This is a genomic window from Pseudomonas sp. S07E 245 (genome assembly GCF_019599025.1).
GTDB lineage: Bacteria > Pseudomonadota > Gammaproteobacteria > Pseudomonadales > Pseudomonadaceae > Aquipseudomonas > Aquipseudomonas shirazensis.
On the sequence record NZ_CP080625.1, the window covers coordinates 4592458 to 4610324 of the forward strand.

Sequence of the window (17867 nt, forward strand, 5' to 3'; positions counted from 1 at the left end):
GAGACAGCGATGCTTGGACGCTTGGGCAAGGATGCCGGTTCATTGTTGGGTGTGGAAATAGCCGCCGACTCGGTGCGCATGCTGCAATTGCATGGGCGCCAGGGGACTGAGCAGGTCGTTGGCTGGGCGTATCAGCCGCTGCCGGGGGCAGTTGGCAATGACTGGGCGCAAGCCCCAGATGCTCTGATAGACGCGCTGCGCTGCGCCTTTGAGCGCTGCGGTAATCGGTGTGCGCAGGTTGCAGTTGCGCTGCCGGGCGGGGCGACGTTGTGCAAGCTTTGTTGCCTCCCAGCAGGCTTGTCGGCGGCTCAACTGGAGCAGCGCCTGCTGGTCGATGCCGAGCAGATGTTCCCGTTTGCCCTGGAAGACCTGGCGTTGGACTTTCAGGTGCTCGGCCCGGCAGTCGAGCCGGTGGGGCATGTCAATGTGCTGGTTGCCGCTTGCCGCCAGCGCTCACTGGATCAGCTCGAGCAGCTGCTGGAGGCCGCAGGCCTGTGCGCGGTGGCAGTCGAAGTCGACAGCATCGCCCTGCGCCGGCTGGTGCCCGACGGCCAGGCGTTGCTGCGTATCGAGCAGGGCGGGGCAGCGTTACATAGCTGGTCGGCAAGTGGCCTGCCACAGCGTCAGGAACTGACTTTTGGCGCCCATGAGCCGGACGATGCACGCCTGCAGCGCGTGCTTGAGTTGTGCGCAGCGGCGCTGCCAGGCGAGCACGGTGTGCAGGTGGTCGCGGCCAGCGAACAGGCATCACGCTGGCTACCCGCTTTCGCTGCTCGATTGCCCTGCGATGCGCTGTCGCCGTTGCACGGTCTGGGCTCGGCTGGCCTGAGCAATCGTGCCGAGCTGGCGCGGGTGGCGCCGCACATGGCGCTGGCCTGCGCTCTGGCACTCGGCGGTGCCTGCTGATGCTGCGTTTGAACCTGCTGCCCTGGCGCGAACGGCAGCGGCTGGCAGCGCTGCGACGGTTTCAGCTGGCACTGATTGGCAGCCTGCTGCTGGCGCTCGCCGGCGTGATCATGCTTGACCAGCTGGCGCGCCAGCGTGGTCAGCAGCAACTGGCGGCGATTGCCGAGCGCCAGGCTGACGTCGCCCGACTCGACATCCAACTGCAGCAGTTGGAGGCGGTGCAGGGCAGCCACGCTGATGTAATGGCGCAGTCAGCAGCGCTGCAAGCGCTGCGCAATGGCCAAGACCTGCTGCCGAGGATGTTCGCTGAGCTGGAGCGGGCACTCGGTGCCAGTTTGCAGCTGACCGAGATGTCCATCCAGGAGGGGCAGTTGCAACTGCTCGGGTTGGCGGCGTCGCCTGCGATAGTGGCGCAGTTCATCCGCGATCTGCAGCAATCAAGGCAATTCGACGCGCTTGAACTGAAGCATATCCGTGCAGTTGCCGACGGCGATGAGTTCCTGTTGCTGGCACGTCTGCCGGCGCCTGAGCTGTGAGCGGGCCATGGCCTCCCGACTGGCAGCAAGTGGTGAGCAGTTCGCTGCTGGCCAGGCTGGCGATGCTGCTCGTACCGCTGCTGATTGTGGCCAGTGTGGCCTGGCTGATGCGCTTTGAGGGTGTGCAGCGCACCTACCGGATGCAGGCGGCAACACTGCAAGCACTGGAGCAGGCGTTCGGGGTCAAGGCGCTAGGCGTGCAGGGCTTGCCCGCCGCGCAGGAGGCACTTGCTGACAGTAAGGTGCAGTTGCAGGACGCCCGCTGGCGCTTGGCGGCTGGGCAGGAAATGAGCGACCTGCTCGATCAGTTGGCGCGGTTAGGCCATGCCCATGGGCTGCTGATCGAGCAGGTGGATGTCGGCGAGCCGAGCCAGGCGGCCGGCTACCTGGTCGCGCCGCTCCAGTTGCAGGTGATCGGCAATTACCCGGCACTGCGGGCATGGCTGGATGACTGGCTGGGTCAGATCCGCCTGCTGCACGTCTCGACCCTGCAGCTTGCCGCAGCAGACCAGCCCGGGATGCTGCGGCTGCGCTTGCACGTGCAGGCCTTTGACGCGGGCCAGCAGTTACCGGCGCCGACCTCGCTAGCGCATGAAGCCGCCAGGCAGCGGGCACCGCCGGCGCGGGTCGATCCATTCCAGGCCTGGTCTGCACGCAGCGCAGCCGATGGTCTGGCCCGGGTGCCGCTGGCTCAGTTGCAGATGGTCGGCAGCCTCGCCCGCGATGGCCAGTATCAGGCTCTGGTGTGGTGGTCCGGGCGTTTGTATCGCGTGCGCGCGGGTGACCCATTGGGTCGCGACCAGGGTGTGGTTGTGCGGGTCGACGAACGGCAGATGGAGGTGCGCGAGCAGGTCTTGCTTGGTGGCGCCTGGCAGGAGCGATCAACCCTGGTTGGGTTACGAAAGCCTGTGACGCAAGGAGGCATGGATGAAGCTCGGACAACTGGCAATGCTGCTGGCGACGGTTCTGGCGATGCACGGGGCGCAAGCGAAGACCTATCAGGGTGAACCGCTGTCGCTGAATTTTCAGGATGTTGAAGTTCGCGCAGTGCTGCAGGTGCTGGCCGACTATGCTGGGATCAACCTGGTGGTCAGTGATACGGCAAACGGCAACGTTACTCTGAGGTTGATACAGGTGCCCTGGGATCAGGCGCTGGATCTGGTCCTGCGCAGCAAAGGGCTGGCGAGCCGGCAGGAAGGCAATGTGCTGCTGGTAGCGCCGGCGGCCGAGCTGGCTGGGCAATCCCGCGAAGAACGGCTGGGCCGGGAGCTGGACGCCCAGTTGCAGCCGCTCGAACGCGCGTTGTTGCCAGTGCATCACGCCAAGGCAGCGGAGCTGGCCGAGTTGCTGCTGGCGACCTTGGCCGACGACGGCATCCTGACCGGGCGCGGCAGCCTGGGTGTCGATGCGCGGACCAACACGCTGGTGGCACATCAACCGGCAGAGCGACTTGCCGAGCTGCGCCGACTGGTCACCGAGCTGGATGTGCCGGTGCGGCAGGTGCTGATCGAAGCACGCATTGTCGAAGCCAACGTCGACTATGAAAAAAGCCTCGGGGTGCGCTGGGGCAAGCCGTTCAGCGGCGCCGAAGGCCGCAGCGGCAAAGGGCTGTTCGTCGATCTCGGCGTGGATCGGCCAACTTCAGCGGTGGGTCTGGGGTTGCTGCGCGGCGACGCCTTGCTGGATCTGGAGCTCAGCGCGATGGAAAAGAGCGGCAATGGCGAAATCATCTCGCAGCCCAAGGTGGTGACCGCCGACAAGGAAACCGCGCGCATCCTCAAGGGCACCGAAGTGCCATATCAGGAAACCAGCAAGAGCGGCGCGACCTCGGTGTCGTTTCGCGAAGCCTCGCTATCGCTCGAAGTTACCCCGCAGATCACCGCCGATGGTCAGGTAATCATGACCGTGCGCGTGACCAAGGACGAGCCGGATTACGTCAATGCACTCAACGATGTTCCACCGATTCGCAAGAACGAGGTCAACGCCAAGGTGCGCGTGGCCGACGGCCAGACCATCGTCATCGGTGGCGTCTACTCGACTACGCAAAACAATGTGGTCGACAAGGTGCCATTTTTCGGTGATCTGCCGTATGTTGGGCGGCTGTTTCGACGCGATGCATTACAAGAGAAAAAATCCGAGCTGCTGGTCTTCCTGACTCCGCGTATCATGAGTGACCAGGCGATTGCTGTGAGTCGTTGATTCTGTGCGAAATTTGATACTTGTAGGGCCCATGGGCGCTGGCAAAAGCACCATCGGACGCCTGTTGGCCAAAGAGCTGCGCCTGCTGTTCAAGGATTCCGACAAGGAAATCGAACTGCGGACGGGCGCCAATATCCCGTGGATCTTCGACAAGGAAGGCGAGCCGGGCTTTCGCGATCGTGAAGAAGCGATGATTGCCGAGCTCTGTGAGCTGGACGGCGTAGTCGTGGCTACCGGCGGCGGTGCAGTCATGCGTGATGCCAATCGGCGTGCTCTGCATGCCGGTGGCCGGGTGATCTATCTGCACGCCTCGGTTGAGCAGCAGGTCGGCCGCACGGCACGCGATCGCAATCGGCCGCTGTTGCGCACCGCCAATCCGGAAGCGACCCTGCGTGCTTTGCTCGAGTCGCGAGATCCGCTCTATCGCGAGATCGCCGACGTGATCGTGGAAACCGACGAACGGCCGCCGCGCATGGTGGTCCAGGATATTCTCGAGCGCCTCGAACAGTTGCCGCCCCGCTAAGCCGGGACTATTCTCGGCCACCAACGCCGAGGCAGGGGTTCAACCTTACCGCGTGTGTCGTCCAGGCGACGCCGCGCTCCAGACATTGTGGGGATACATGCAGACACTTAAGGTCGATCTGGGCGAACGCAGCTACCCGATCTACATTGGCGAAGGCCTGCTGGACCAGCCTGAACTGCTGGCCCCGCACATTGCCGGCCGGCAGGTCGCCATTGTCTCCAACGAAACTGTCGCGCCCCTGTATCTGCAGCGCCTGAGCCAGACCCTGGGTGCCTATTCGGTGTTGCCGGTGGTGCTGCCGGACGGTGAAGCACACAAGAACTGGCAAACCCTGCAACTGATTTTCGATGGCCTGCTGACGGCTCGCCACGACCGCCGCACCACCGTGATCGCACTGGGCGGTGGGGTCATCGGTGACATGGCCGGTTTCGCCGCCGCCTGCTACCAGCGTGGTGTCGACTTCATTCAGGTGCCGACCACACTGTTGTCCCAGGTCGATTCGTCGGTGGGCGGCAAGACCGGCATCAACCATCCGCTGGGCAAGAACATGGTCGGCGCGTTCTATCAGCCCAATGCGGTGCTGATCGACACCACCAGCCTGAAGACGCTGCCGGCGCGCGAGTTGTCGGCAGGCCTGGCCGAAGTGATCAAGTACGGCCTGATCTGCGACAAGCCATTCCTCGCCTGGCTCGAAGAGAATATGACCGCCCTGCGCGGTCTCGACAACACAGCGCTGACCGAAGCGATTCGTCGCTCCTGCGCGGCCAAGGCCGCGGTTGTCGGCGCCGACGAGCGCGAAACCGGCCTGCGCGCCACGCTGAACCTCGGCCATACTTTTGGCCATGCCATCGAAACCCACATGGGCTATGGCGTCTGGCTGCATGGCGAGGCGGTGTCTGCAGGTACCGTGATGGCGCTGGAAATGTCCATGCGTCTGGGCTGGATTGATCAGGCCGAACGTGATCGCTCGATTCGCCTGCTGCAGGACGCAGGATTGCCGGTGGTGCCACCACAGGAAATGACCCCGGCGCATTTCATGGAGCATATGGCGGTCGACAAAAAGGTCCTCGACGGGCGCATGCGGCTGGTGCTGTTGCGCCAGCTCGGCGAAGCCGTGATTACCGACGACTATCCGCAAGAGATCCTTCAGGCCACGCTGGCAGCGGATTACCGCGCCATTGTGGCCCAGCTTTGAGGTTGTGACAGCGCAATGACCAGTTTGCATGCCGATGAGGCGTTTCTCGACCATTACCAGCTGAGCCACGATCCGTTCGCGCCCCGTGTGCCCGGTTTCAAGTTCTTCCCCGCCCAGCGCAAGCCAGTGCTCGGCCAACTGCATCACCTGGCGCGTTACAGCCACCTAATGCTGGTGGTCACAGGTCCGGTGGGCAGCGGCAAGACCCTGCTGCGTCAGGCGCTGGTCGCCAGCACCAACAAGCAGTCGGTGCAGAGCGTGGTGGTCTCGGCCCGCGGTGCCAGTGACGCGGCCAGCGTGCTCGGCCAGGTGGCTCAGGCGCTTGGCGTGGCGCAGCCGGAAGTGCAGGCGATCCTGTCGCAGGTGGTGCAACTGGCCCTGACCGGCCAGGAAGTCTATCTGTTGGTGGACGATGCGGAACAACTCGACGAGTCGGCACTCCAAGCGTTGCTGGAATTGGCGGCAGGCGTTGCCGAAGGGCGCCCGCACGTATTTCTGTTTGGCGAGCCTTCGCTGATTGCTGGGCTGGATCAGCTCAATGGTGAGGGAGATCGTTTCCACATCATCGAGCTTGAACCCTACAGCGAGGAGGAAACCCGCGAATACCTTGAACAACGCCTGGAAGGCGCTGGCCGCGGTATCGAGGTATTCACGGCCGAGCAGATCGCCGATATCCACGAACATGCGGATGGCTGGCCTGGCAACATCAACCAGGTTGCCCGCGACACTTTGATCGAAGCCATGATCGCCACGCGCAGCACGGCGAAGCGACCATCCATGGGGTTCAAGATGCCTAAGAAACACGTACTCGCGCTGTCTGCAGTTGTCGTGGTCGCCGTAGCGGCGGCGGTCCTGATGCCGAAGAAAGGCGCTGACAAGCCTGCTACCGACGCACCCGCAGCGCAGGCTCAACTGCCGCTGGGCGAAGGCCAGGCCAACAGCAGCAACCCGGCTATCGAGTTCTCCGGCTCGCAGCCAACACCACTGCCGCTCAATGGCCAGTCGCAACCGGTCATGCGCGAGCCGCTGGCCCAGGCTGCAGGCATGGGTGACGGTGAAGAAGCCAGCCCAGCCGGCAACACCGCATTGCAGCCTGCCAATCCACCAACCGTGACCACCATTGCCCCGCCTGAAGGCGTGCCGGCAGGCCCTGCCGCGGCTCCTGCGCAGCCAATCGCCAGCGCGCCAGCGCAACCGGTTGCACCTGCGCCCAAGCCTGCTCCGGCTCAGCCAGCGACTCAGCCAGCCAAGCCTGTTGCAGCGGCCAAGCCGGCCCCGGCGCCAACCCAGGTTGCCAGCGCCAAGCCTGCGTCGACTGCCGCTGGCGGCAGCGGCAACAGCGCCTGGTACGGCAGCCAGAAAGCCGGCAACTATGTAGTACAGATTCTCGGCACCAGCTCCGAGGCGTCTGCCCAGTCGTTCGTCAAGGCGCAGGGTGGCGACTATCGCTACTTCAAGAAAACCTTGCAGGGCAAACCGCTTTACGTCGTCACTTACGGCAACTTTGCCAACCGTGATGCAGCAGTTGCTGCAATCAAGAACTTGCCAGCGAAGGTCCAGGCTGGTAAACCTTGGCCACGTACCGTCGGCAGCGTCCAACAAGAGCTGACCACGACCCGCTGATACCTTCCGGGCGGCACCACCCCGCCGCCCAGTTGCTGAGCGACTCCTGACTTTCGTCTAGCCTGCTGCGTGTGATCGCGGCAGGCTTTTCTGTCCCAGACTGCCGGCCACAAGCCTCTAGTTGCAGTTCAGGCTGAAACGCTTCAGACTCCGAACCATGCCGTACCACGGCAAATGTTCAAAAACATTCAAAAATGCGACATAAATTTACAACGATTCGTCGTTTGAATTTGTGGGCTTCCCTGTCGCTGTGCAACAATGGTTTCACGTTGCCCCCCGCAAAAAAGCTGGCATTCGACCGGTGTGGATGGTAAGTGGTTGTACTAAAAAGAGATTTGCCTCCGTCGAGGGGCGAACCTGGTGAGAATGTGTCTATGAAAACAGGTCTGTACCATCCCGAAGAATTCAAGGACAACTGTGGCTTTGGCCTGATCGCCCATATGACGGGCGAGCCAAGTCACCACCTCCTGCAAACGGCCATGCAAGCGCTGACCTGCATGACCCACCGCGGCGGCATCAACGCTGACGGCAAGACCGGTGACGGTTGTGGCTTGCTCATGCAAAAGCCCGATCAGTTCCTGCGTGCCATGGCCAAAGAGCACTTTGCTGCCGAACTGCCCAAGCAGTACGCCGTCGGCATGGTGTTCTTCAACCAGGACCCGATCAAAGCCGAAGCTGCGCGGGCCAACATGGACCGCGAAATCATCGCGGCCGGCCTGCAGCTGATCGGCTGGCGCAAGGTGCCAATCGATACCAGCGTGCTGGGTCGTCTGGCCCTCGAGCGCCTGCCGCAGATCGAACAGGTGTTCATCGGTGGTGAAGGCCTGAGCGATCAGGACATCGCGATCAAGCTGTTCAGTGCCCGTCGCCGTTCGTCCGTGGCCAACGCCCACGACAGCGATCACTACATCTGCAGCTTCTCGCACAAGACCATCATCTACAAAGGCCTGATGATGCCGGCGGACCTCGCCGCATTCTTCCCGGACCTGGGTGACGAGCGCCTGCAGACCGCGATCTGCGTGTTCCACCAGCGCTTCTCGACCAATACCTTGCCGAAATGGCCGTTGGCGCAGCCGTTCCGCTTCCTCGCCCACAACGGCGAGATCAACACCATCACCGGCAACCGCAACTGGGCCATGGCCCGGCGCACCAAGTTCGCCAACGACCTGATCCCCGACCTCGAAGAGCTCGGCCCACTGGTCAACCGGGTCGGCTCCGACTCATCGAGCATGGACAACATGCTGGAGCTGATGGTTACCGGCGGCATCGACCTGTTCCGCGGCGTGCGCATGCTGGTACCGCCAGCCTGGCAGAACGTCGAGACCATGGACGCCGACCTGCGTGCCTTCTACGAATACAACTCCATGCACATGGAGCCGTGGGACGGCCCGGCCGGTATCGTCATGACCGAAGGTCGCCATGCGGTCTGCCTGCTCGACCGCAACGGCCTGCGCCCGGCGCGTTGGGTCACCACCCGCAATGGCTACATCACCATCGCCTCGGAAATCGGCGTATGGGGCTACCAGCCGGAAGACGTGGTTGCCAAAGGCCGCGTGGGCCCTGGACAGATCTTTGCCGTGGACACCGAAACCGGGCAGATCCTCGATACCGACGCCATCGACAACCGCCTCAAGTCGCGCCATCCGTACAAGCGCTGGTTGCGCCAGCATGCCACGCGCATCCAGGCCACCCTGAGCGACGACCAGGGCGCGGCCAGCTACGACGCTGACCAGCTCAAGCAGTTCATGAAGATGTTCCAGGTCACCTTCGAAGAGCGTGACCAGGTGCTGCGTCCGCTCGGCGAACAGGGCCAGGAAGCGGTCGGCTCGATGGGCGATGACACGCCGATGGCCGTGCTGTCGCAGCGCGTGCGTTCGCCGTACGACTTCTTCCGCCAGCAGTTCGCTCAGGTGACCAACCCGCCGATCGACCCGCTGCGCGAAGCGATCGTGATGTCGCTGGAAATCTGCCTCGGCGCCGAGCGCAACATCTTCCAGGAATCGCCTGAGCACGCCTCGCGCGTGATCCTCAGCTCGCCAGTGATCTCCCCGGCCAAGTGGCGTTCGCTGATGAACCTCGAGCGCGAAGGTTTCGAGCGGCAGCTGATCGACCTCAACTACGAAGAAAGCCTGGGTCTGGAAGCGGCCATCCGCAACATCGCCGATCAGGCTGAAGAAGCGGTGCGCAGCGGCAAGACCCAGCTGGTGCTGAGCGACCGCTTCATCGCCCCGGGCAAGCTGCCGGTGCATGCCTCGCTGGCAGTTGGCGCGGTGCATCACCGCCTGACCGAGCAGGGCCTGCGTTGCGACAGCAACATCCTGGTCGAGACCGCAACCGCGCGTGACCCGCATCACTTCGCTGTGCTGCTCGGCTTCGGCGCCTCGGCGGTGTACCCGTACCTGGCCTACGAAGTGCTGGCCGACCTGATCCGCACCGGTGAAGTGCTGGGCGATCTGGATGAAGTGTTCAAGTACTACCGCAAAGGCATCTCCAAAGGCCTGCTCAAGATCCTGTCGAAGATGGGCATCTCGACCATCACTTCGTACCGCGGTGCGCAGTTGTTCGAAGCCATCGGCCTGTCCGACGAAGTAGTCGGCCTGAGCTTCAAGGGCGTACCGAGCCGCATCAAAGGTGCGCGCTTTGTCGACCTCGAAGGCGATCAGAAGCTGCTCGCCGCCGAAGCCTGGAGCGCGCGCAAGCCGATCCAGCAAGGTGGCTTGCTCAAGTTCGTCCACGGTGGCGAATACCATGCCTACAACCCGGATGTGGTCAACACCCTGCAGGCAGCCGTGCAGCAGGGCGACTACGCCAAGTTCAAGGAATACACCGCGCTGGTCGACAAGCGTCCGGTGTCGATGATCCGTGACCTGCTCAAGGTCAAGGTTGCCGAGCAGCCGCTGGCGATCGACCAGGTTGAGCCGCTGGAGGCCATCCTCAAGCGCTTCGACTCGGCCGGCATCTCGCTCGGCGCGCTGTCGCCCGAGGCCCATGAAGCACTGGCCGAAGCGATGAACCGCCTGGGCGCGCGCTCCAACTCCGGTGAGGGCGGCGAAGACCCGGCCCGTTACGGCACGATCAAGAGCTCGAAAATCAAACAGGTGGCCACCGGCCGCTTTGGCGTCACCCCGGAATACCTGGTCAATGCCGAAGTGCTGCAGATCAAGGTCGCGCAGGGCGCCAAACCGGGCGAGGGCGGTCAGCTGCCTGGCGGCAAGGTCAACGGCCTGATCGCCAAGCTGCGCTATGCAGTGCCTGGCGTAACCCTGATCTCGCCACCGCCGCACCATGACATCTACTCGATCGAAGACCTCGCGCAGCTGATCTACGACCTCAAGCAGGTCAATCCGCAAGCGCTGGTTTCGGTCAAGCTGGTAGCAGAAGCCGGTGTCGGGACCATCGCGGCCGGCGTGGCCAAGGCCTATGCCGACCTGATCACCATCTCTGGCTACGACGGCGGCACCGGCGCTTCGCCGCTGACCTCGATCAAGTACGCCGGTGCACCGTGGGAACTGGGCCTGGCGGAAACCCACCAGACCCTGCGCGGCAACGACCTGCGCGGCAAGGTCCGAGTGCAGACCGACGGCGGCCTGAAAACCGGCCTCGACGTGATCAAGGCGGCCATTCTCGGCGCCGAAAGCTTTGGCTTCGGTACCGCGCCAATGATCGCCCTGGGTTGCAAATACCTGCGTATCTGCCACCTGAACAACTGCGCCACCGGTGTAGCCACGCAGAACGAAAAGCTGCGCAAGGACCACTACATCGGCACCGTCGACATGGTGATCAACTTCTTCACCTTCGTTGCCGAAGAAACCCGCGAGTGGTTGGCCAAACTGGGCGTTAGCAGCCTCGGCGAGCTGATCGGTCGCACCGACCTGCTCGAAGTGCTGCCGGGCGACACCGAGCGTCAGCAATATCTGGACCTCAGCCCGCTGCTGGGCAGCTCGCACATCCCGGCCGACAAGCCGCAGTTCTGCGAAGTCGACAAGAACCCGCCGTTCGACAAGGGCGAGCTGGCCGAGAAGATGGTCGAGATGGCCTTGCCAGCGATCCGCGATCAGGCCGGTGGCGAGTTCGACCTCGACATCTGCAACTGCGACCGTTCGATTGGTGCGCGTATCTCTGGTGAAATCGCCAAGCTGTACGGCAACCAGGGCATGGCCGCCAAGCCGATCACCTTCCGCTTCAAGGGCACTGCCGGGCAGAGCTTTGGCGTGTGGAACGCCGGTGGCCTCAACCTGCACCTGCAGGGCGACGCCAACGACTACGTCGGCAAGGGCATGACCGGTGGCAAGGTGACCATCGTGCCGCCTGCTGGCAGCCCGTTCAAAACCCAGGAAAGCGCTATCGTCGGCAACACCTGCCTGTATGGCGCCACCGGCGGCAAGCTGTTCGCTGCCGGTACTGCCGGTGAGCGCTTCGCGGTACGTAACTCGGGCGCCCATGCGGTGGTCGAGGGTACCGGCGATCACTGCTGTGAATACATGACCGGCGGCTTTGTCTGCGTATTGGGCAAGACCGGTTACAACTTCGGCTCTGGCATGACTGGCGGCTTCGCCTACGTGCTCGACATGGACAACAGCTTCTTCGACAAGCTCAACCACGAACTGGTGGAAATCCAGCGCATCAGTGGTGAAGCCATGGAAGCCTACCGCAGCCATCTGGCGCGGGTCCTTTCCGAGTACGTCGAGGAGACTGGCAGCGAGTGGGGGCGTGAGCTCTCGGAAAACCTGGACGACTATGTGCGCCGCTTCTGGCTGGTCAAGCCAAAGGCTGCGACGCTCAAACAGTTGTTGTCCAGCACCCGTGCCAACCCGCAGTAAAAGCAGCTGCAAGTGGCAAGCCCCAAGCTGCGGCCAAAAGCAGCATGGGGTGTTGCCCGGCTTACGTGATTGTCTTGCGGCGTGCAGCTAACGGCTCGCAGCTGCTGTGAAGAGGTATTGAAAATGGCTGAACGTCTGAACAACGACTTCCAGTTCATCGAAGTTGGGCGCAAAGACCCGAAGAAAAAACTGCTGCGCCAGCGCAAGAAGGAGTTCGTCGAGATCTACGAACCGTTCAAGCCGCAGCAGTCTGTCGACCAGGCGCACCGCTGCCTGGGTTGCGGCAACCCGTATTGCGAGTGGAAGTGCCCGGTACACAACTTCATCCCCAACTGGTTGAAGCTGGTATCCGAAGGCAACATCCTCGCGGCCGCCGAACTGTCGCACCAGACCAACACCCTGCCGGAAGTGTGCGGCCGGGTCTGCCCGCAGGATCGTCTGTGTGAAGGTGCCTGCACCCTCAACGACGGTTTTGGTGCGGTGACCATCGGCTCTGTCGAGAAGTACATCACCGACACCGCCTTCGCCATGGGCTGGCGCCCGGACATGTCCAAGGTCAAACCGACCGGCAAGCGGGTTGCCATCATTGGTGCTGGCCCGGCTGGGCTAGGCTGCGCCGACGTGCTGGTGCGCGCAGGGGTAACCCCGGTGGTGTTCGACCGGAACCCGGAAATCGGCGGTCTGCTGACCTTCGGCATCCCTGAGTTCAAGCTGGAAAAGACCGTGCTGAGCAATCGCCGCGAAGTCTTCACCGGCATGGGGATCGAGTTCCGCCTGAACACCGAAGTGGGCAAGGACATCACCCTCGAGCAGTTGCTGGCCGAGTACGATGCCGTGTTCATGGGCATGGGCACCTACACCTACATGAAGGGCGGCTTCCCCGGTGAAGACCTGCCAGGCGTGCACGATGCGCTGGACTTCCTGATCGCCAACGTCAACCGCAACCTGGGCTTTGAAAAGTCGCCGGAAGACTTCGTCGACATGGCTGGCAAGAAGGTCGTGGTGCTCGGCGGTGGTGACACCGCGATGGACTGCAACCGGACTTCGATCCGCCAGGGCGCCAAGTCGGTCAGCTGCGCCTACCGTCGTGACGAAGCGAACATGCCGGGCTCGCGCAAAGAGGTGAAGAACGCCAAGGAAGAGGGCGTGAAGTTCCTCTACAACCGCCAGCCCATCGCGATTGTCGGTGAAGACAAGGTCGAAGGCGTCAAGGTGGTCGAGACCCGTCTCGGCGAGCCAGACGCCCGTGGCCGCCGCAGCCCTGAGCCGATTCCGGGTTCCGAAGAGATCCTGCCGGCAGATGCGGTGGTGATCGCCTTTGGTTTCCGCCCAAGCCCGGCGCCGTGGTTCGAGCAGTTCGACATCCAGACCGATAGCCAGGGCCGGGTGATTGCTCCGGAGCAGGCGCGCTTCAAGCACCAGACCAGCAACCCGAAAGTGTTTGCTGGCGGGGATATGGTGCGGGGTTCGGATCTGGTGGTGACTGCGATCTTTGAAGGCCGTACTGCGGCTGAGGGGATTCTGGATTATCTCGAGGTCTGACTGATCGCCGGGGCTGCAAAGCAGCCCCATTCCAGCCATCTTGTATACAAAATCGTTTGACCCAAGACACCCAATAGACAAAACGCATGGCCTTGGCCGTGCCTTTTGTGCTGGCGTCTGAGAAAATGCCCGCACTTTTTTTCCGGATGCCGACATGACTGCCCTGAAGAACGACCGTTTCCTGCGTGCACTGCTCAAGCAACCCGTAGACGTCACGCCCGTCTGGATGATGCGCCAGGCCGGCCGTTACCTGCCGGAGTACCGCGCCAGCCGTGCTCAGGCCGGCGACTTCATGAGCCTGTGCAAGAACCCGCAGTTCGCCTGCGAGGTGACCATGCAGCCGCTCGATCGTTACCCACTGGACGCGGCGATCCTGTTCTCGGACATCCTCACCATCCCTGATGCCATGGGCCAGGGCCTGTACTTCGAGACCGGCGAAGGCCCGCGTTTCAAGAAGGTGGTCAGCACCCTCGCCGATATCGAGGCGCTGCCGATCCCTGATCCGCACAAGGACCTTGGCTATGTGATGGATGCGGTCAGCACCATCCGCCGTGAGCTCAATGGGCGCGTGCCGTTGATCGGTTTCTCCGGTAGCCCGTGGACGTTGGCCACCTACATGGTCGAAGGCGGCTCGTCGAAAGACTTCCGCAAGAGCAAGGCCATGCTCTATGACAATCCGCAGGCGATGCACCTGCTGTTGGACAAACTGGCTCAGTCGGTTACCAGCTACCTCAACGGGCAGATTCAGGCTGGTGCGCAGGCGGTGCAGATCTTCGATACCTGGGGTGGCAACCTGTCGGCGGCGGCGTATCAGGAGTTCTCACTGGCTTACATGCGCAAGATCATCAGCGGGCTGATCCGTGAGCATGATGGGCGCAAGGTGCCGGTCATTGTGTTTACCAAGAATGGTGGCATGTGGCTGGAGAGCATTGCTGACTGTGGCGCTGATGCACTGGGTCTGGACTGGACCTGCGAGATCGGCGATGCCCGCCGCCGTGTCGGCGACAAGGTTGCCCTGCAGGGCAACATGGACCCGACCGTGCTGTACGCCAAGCCTGCGGCGATTCGTCAGGAGGTCGGGCGCATCCTGGCCAGCTATGGCAAAGGCACTGGCCACGTGTTCAACCTTGGCCATGGCATCACGCCTGAGGTTGATCCGGAACATGCGGGTGCGTTCATCAACGCCGTGCATGACCTGTCGGCGCAATACCATCAGTGATCAGTCGCTGAATAAAAACCCGGCCATGTGCCTGACGCTGTTTACCTAAGAATGCCGGGGCTGCGCAGCAGCCCCGATGCAGGCGATGTAGAGCTTAAGTGAACACCATTAGGCCATGTGCCGGGTTTATATTGCGTTAAGCTTAAATTCAGCGATCATCGTTAATCTGGTCCCATCTCAACCGATACAGGACTTGATCACCATGAAAGCTCGCTACCTCGCTCTGATCCTTGCCCCACTGTTCAGCACTGCTGCTCTGGCCACCACCTACACCGGCCCAGGCGCGCAGCCGGTTACCACCGTGGCTGCTGCCAACGATGCGGCTGACGACACTCGTGTGGTCCTGCAGGGCTTCGTTACCAAGAAGCTGGATAACGACGACAAGTTCGAGTTCAAGGACAACACCGGCACCATCAAGGTTGAAATCGACGATGAAGACATGCCTGCAGCTGGCTTCAACGACAAGACCAAGGTCAAGCTGACCGGTGAAGTGGAAAAAAACCTGATGAGCCGTGAAGTGGATGTCGACCTGGTCGAAATCATCAACTGATCGATGACTTCAAAGCGACCGCGTGCAGCCTTTGGCTTCACGCGGTTTTTGGTGCTAGCCGGCTCAGGTGCAGCGCCACCAGCAAGGCCACGGCCAGCAGGCTACCGATGAACAGGCCGATGCCGTTCCAACCGGCCATGTGCCAGAACACCCCGCCCGCGGTACCCGCCACACTCGACCCTGCGTAGTAACTGAACAGATACAGCGAGGACGCCTGGCCCTTGGCCTTGAGCGCACGCCGGCCGATCCAGCTGCTGGCCACCGAGTGCGCGCCAAAAAAGCCGAAGGTGAACACCAGCATGCCGACGATGATCATCGCCAGCGGGCTGGCCAGGGTCATCAACATGCCGCCGGCCATCACCACGATGCTTGCCCAGAACACCTTGCGCCGGCCCAGCCGGTCGGCCAGGGCGCCGACCTGGGCGGAGCTGTAGATGCCCGACAGGTAGACAATCGACAGCAGCCCGACCAGTGCCTGGTTCATGTGATAAGGCTCGGCCAGCAAGCGGTAGCCGATGTAGTTGAACAGGGTAACGAATGCACCCATCAGCAAAAATGCTTCGAGGAACAGCCAGGGCAGGCCGGCGTCGCGAAAGTGCATGACAAAGCCGTTGAGCAGGCTGCGAGGGTTCAGCGTCTGCGGGCGGAAGTTGCGCGACTCGGGCAGTACCTTCCAGAACACCACTGCTGCCACCAGCGCCAGGCCGCCGATGCACAGCATCGCTGTGTGCCAGCTGACGAAGTCGATCAGCACGCCACTGATCAGCCGCCCGCACATGCCGCCAATGGCGTTGCCGCCGATGTACAAGCCCATCGCCAGGCCAATGTGCTGTGGGTGGATCTCTTCGCTCAGGTAGGTCATCGCCACCGCCGCCAGCCCGCTCAGCGACAGGCCGACCAGCGCGCGGGTCGCCAGCACCAGCTCCCAACTTGGCATCACCGCGCTGGCCAGGGTCGACAGGGCGGCGCAGACCAAGGCGAATACCATCACCGGCTTGCGGCCGATGCGGTCGGAGATCGGCCCGGTAATCAGCAGGCCGATGGCAAGCATGGCGGTGGCTACCGACAGCACCAGGCTGCTCTGCGCAGCGTTGATGGCAAACTCCTGCGACAGCAGCGGCATCATCGGCTGTACGCAGTAGAGCAGGGCAAAGGTGGCAAAGCCGCCGCTGAATAGCGCCAGCACCGTTTTCATGAACGCCGGGCTGCCTTTTTCGATCCAGATATCCGGCAGCGGGGCGGCTTCGATCACGTGGGGCATTGCAGCAGTTTTCACGACGGGTCCCTCAAAAGCGCTGGCCGATGTTGCTGATTGGAAAAAATCATATAGCTGGCTAATGATTAGATCCAATATATTGTTCGACCTGTTTAAGACGTTTGACGACTCGTTCGGAGCAGCTATGGAATTGCGTCATCTGCGTTACTTCATTGCCGTGGCCGAGGAGCTGCACTTCGGCCGGGCAGCACAGCAGCTAGGCATCTCCCAGCCGCCGCTGAGCCAGCAGATTCAGGCGCTGGAGCATGAGTTGGGGGCGCGTTTGTTCGAGCGCACCAATCGTCGGGTCGAGCTGAGCGAGGCCGGGCGCTTGTTCCTCGAGGAGGCGCGGCAGGTGCTGGCACAGGTCGATAAAGCTGCCGACGTCGCCCGCCGTGCGCAGTTGGGTGAGCTCGGCGAGATGAAGATCGGCTTCACTTCTTCAGCGCCCTTCACCTCGAAGATCCCCAAGGCGATCCATGCGTTCCGTCAGCGCTACCCGGCGGTGCACCTGAGTTTGAAGGAGATGAGCAGCCGTGATGTTGCGGCGGCGGTGTTCGATGAATCGATCGAAGTTGGCCTGATGCGGCCGATGCCGTTGCCCGACGGCCTGCAGGTCACCGAGCTGTTCCGTGAGCCGCTGGTGGCAGTGCTGAATGCTTCGCACCCCTTGGTTGCCGCCAGTGAACAAGGGTTACACATGGCTGATCTGGCCCGTGAACCGTTCGTGTTCTTCCCGCGCAGTTACGGCAGTGGTTTGCATGCACAGTTGCTGGCGCTGGCCCGCCAGGCAGGCTTCAGCCCGCATTTTGCCCAGGAGGTTGGCGAGGCGATGACGATTATCGGCCTGGTTTCGGCAGGTCTCGGCGTCTCGGTGCTGCCAGCCTCGTACCAGCGCATGCGCATCGATGGCGTGGTCTATCGAACGGTGCTGGATGAAGGGGCGGATACCGCCGTGTGGCTGGTCCAGCGCCAGGCTGGCAGCTCGGTGATGGTCAAGGCGTTTGCCGACCTGCTGATTGGCAACGCCTGATGGCGGCGGTTTAGTCGACGCGAGCCAGGTCGCCTTTCAGTGCGACGCCTGCGATCACGGCGCCGGCGTGGCACTCGTAGGTGCTGGCATCTTTGCGCTCGTTCTTCTTGTAGTAGCTGGCGATGTTGGTCACTGCGTTGGCATTGGCCCGGCGCGCAGCGTCCTGCAGGGTCAGCAGGGCCGACTGCAAGGCCCACTCACAGGCACCCTGGTCGGTCTTGTTGAAGGCATTGGTCTTCTTGTTGGTGACCGCGCCGGGCTGGATCACGCTGACCTTGCCGCGCGGCTGTACACCGGCCAAATAGAACTTCACCGAACCGTCGAGTTTCTTTTCGGCGAGCATTTGCTGGACGACCTTGTCGAAGGGCAGGTACAGCGCGGTATCGCGTGCCTGGCTGATGCCGGGCAGGGCGCAGAGCAGCAGGGCGGTGGTGGCAGTCCAGGTCTTCAGGCGCATCGGATCGTT

The 17867-nt window shown here is 62.5% G+C and carries 13 protein-coding genes and 1 pseudogene; 12 read left to right on the forward strand and 2 right to left on the reverse strand.

The annotated features are described in order from the left end of the window. The first annotated feature begins 9 nt into the window (after positions 1 to 9). The 11 genes from pilM to K3F44_RS21240 all read left to right on the forward strand — a co-directional run bounded on the left by pilM (position 10) and on the right by K3F44_RS21240 (position 15113). Positions 10 to 906 (forward strand): type IV pilus biogenesis protein PilM, encoded by an 897-nt coding sequence (pilM, locus tag K3F44_RS21190; protein ID WP_220632913.1) that lies wholly within the window; start codon positions 10 to 12, stop codon positions 904 to 906. Further along, positions 906 to 1442 (forward strand): PilN domain-containing protein, encoded by a 537-nt coding sequence (locus tag K3F44_RS21195; protein WP_220632914.1) that lies wholly within the window; start codon positions 906 to 908, stop codon positions 1440 to 1442. The genes pilM and K3F44_RS21195 overlap by 1 nt, the downstream gene beginning before the upstream one ends. Before the next feature lie 32 nt (positions 1443 to 1474). Further along, positions 1475 to 2449: a pilus assembly protein PilP gene (locus K3F44_RS21200; RefSeq protein ID WP_220632915.1), complete on the forward strand. Its 975-nt coding sequence runs from the start codon at positions 1475 to 1477 to the stop codon at positions 2447 to 2449. Then, positions 2370 to 3641 carry a type IV pilus secretin PilQ gene (locus tag K3F44_RS21205; RefSeq protein WP_150573352.1) on the forward strand — a complete coding sequence of 424 codons (1272 nt, stop codon included), beginning with the start codon at positions 2370 to 2372 and terminating at the stop codon, positions 3639 to 3641. Before K3F44_RS21200 ends, K3F44_RS21205 begins: the two co-directional genes overlap by 80 nt. A gap of 4 nt (positions 3642 to 3645) precedes the next feature. Further along, positions 3646 to 4164: a shikimate kinase AroK gene (gene aroK / locus K3F44_RS21210; protein WP_101315515.1), complete on the forward strand. Its 519-nt coding sequence runs from the start codon at positions 3646 to 3648 to the stop codon at positions 4162 to 4164. 97 nt (positions 4165 to 4261) lie between these two features. Beyond that, positions 4262 to 5359: a 3-dehydroquinate synthase gene (gene aroB, locus K3F44_RS21215; RefSeq protein WP_101315517.1), complete on the forward strand. Its 1098-nt coding sequence runs from the start codon at positions 4262 to 4264 to the stop codon at positions 5357 to 5359. 15 nt (positions 5360 to 5374) lie between these two features. Beyond that, entirely contained in the window at positions 5375 to 6982 is a 1608-nt protein-coding gene (locus K3F44_RS21220) for an AAA family ATPase (protein ID WP_181088359.1), read from the forward strand. Positions 6983 to 7356: 374 nt separating this feature from the next. Beyond that, entirely contained in the window at positions 7357 to 11802 is a 4446-nt protein-coding gene (gltB, locus tag K3F44_RS21225; protein ID WP_220632916.1) for a glutamate synthase large subunit, read from the forward strand. A 123-nt stretch (positions 11803 to 11925) separates the two neighbouring features. After that, positions 11926 to 13344 carry an FAD-dependent oxidoreductase gene (locus tag K3F44_RS21230; RefSeq protein WP_101315523.1) on the forward strand — a complete coding sequence of 473 codons (1419 nt, stop codon included), beginning with the start codon at positions 11926 to 11928 and terminating at the stop codon, positions 13342 to 13344. Positions 13345 to 13498: 154 nt separating this feature from the next. Continuing rightward, a complete protein-coding gene (hemE, locus tag K3F44_RS21235) occupies positions 13499 to 14563 on the forward strand; it encodes a uroporphyrinogen decarboxylase (protein WP_101315525.1) in 1065 nt (354 codons plus the stop codon). Positions 14564 to 14765: 202 nt separating this feature from the next. Continuing rightward, positions 14766 to 15113 carry a YgiW/YdeI family stress tolerance OB fold protein gene (locus K3F44_RS21240; RefSeq protein WP_101315527.1) on the forward strand — a complete coding sequence of 116 codons (348 nt, stop codon included), beginning with the start codon at positions 14766 to 14768 and terminating at the stop codon, positions 15111 to 15113. A 37-nt stretch (positions 15114 to 15150) separates the two neighbouring features. Here the strand turns inward: K3F44_RS21240 and K3F44_RS21245 are convergent. Next, positions 15151 to 16439, reverse strand: a pseudogene (locus tag K3F44_RS21245) (MFS transporter). A 74-nt stretch (positions 16440 to 16513) separates the two neighbouring features. Between K3F44_RS21245 and K3F44_RS21250 the strand changes: the two are divergent. Next, the gene (locus K3F44_RS21250) at positions 16514 to 17401 is read left to right on the forward strand and encodes a LysR family transcriptional regulator (RefSeq protein WP_220632917.1); all 888 of its coding nucleotides are present in this window, start codon (positions 16514 to 16516) and stop codon (positions 17399 to 17401) included. A 10-nt stretch (positions 17402 to 17411) separates the two neighbouring features. Here K3F44_RS21250 and K3F44_RS21255 read toward each other — a convergent pair whose 3' ends face one another. Next, positions 17412 to 17858: an excinuclease gene (locus K3F44_RS21255; protein ID WP_101315533.1), complete on the reverse strand. Its 447-nt coding sequence runs from the start codon at positions 17856 to 17858 to the stop codon at positions 17412 to 17414. Positions 17859 to 17867: the final 9 nt, after the last annotated feature.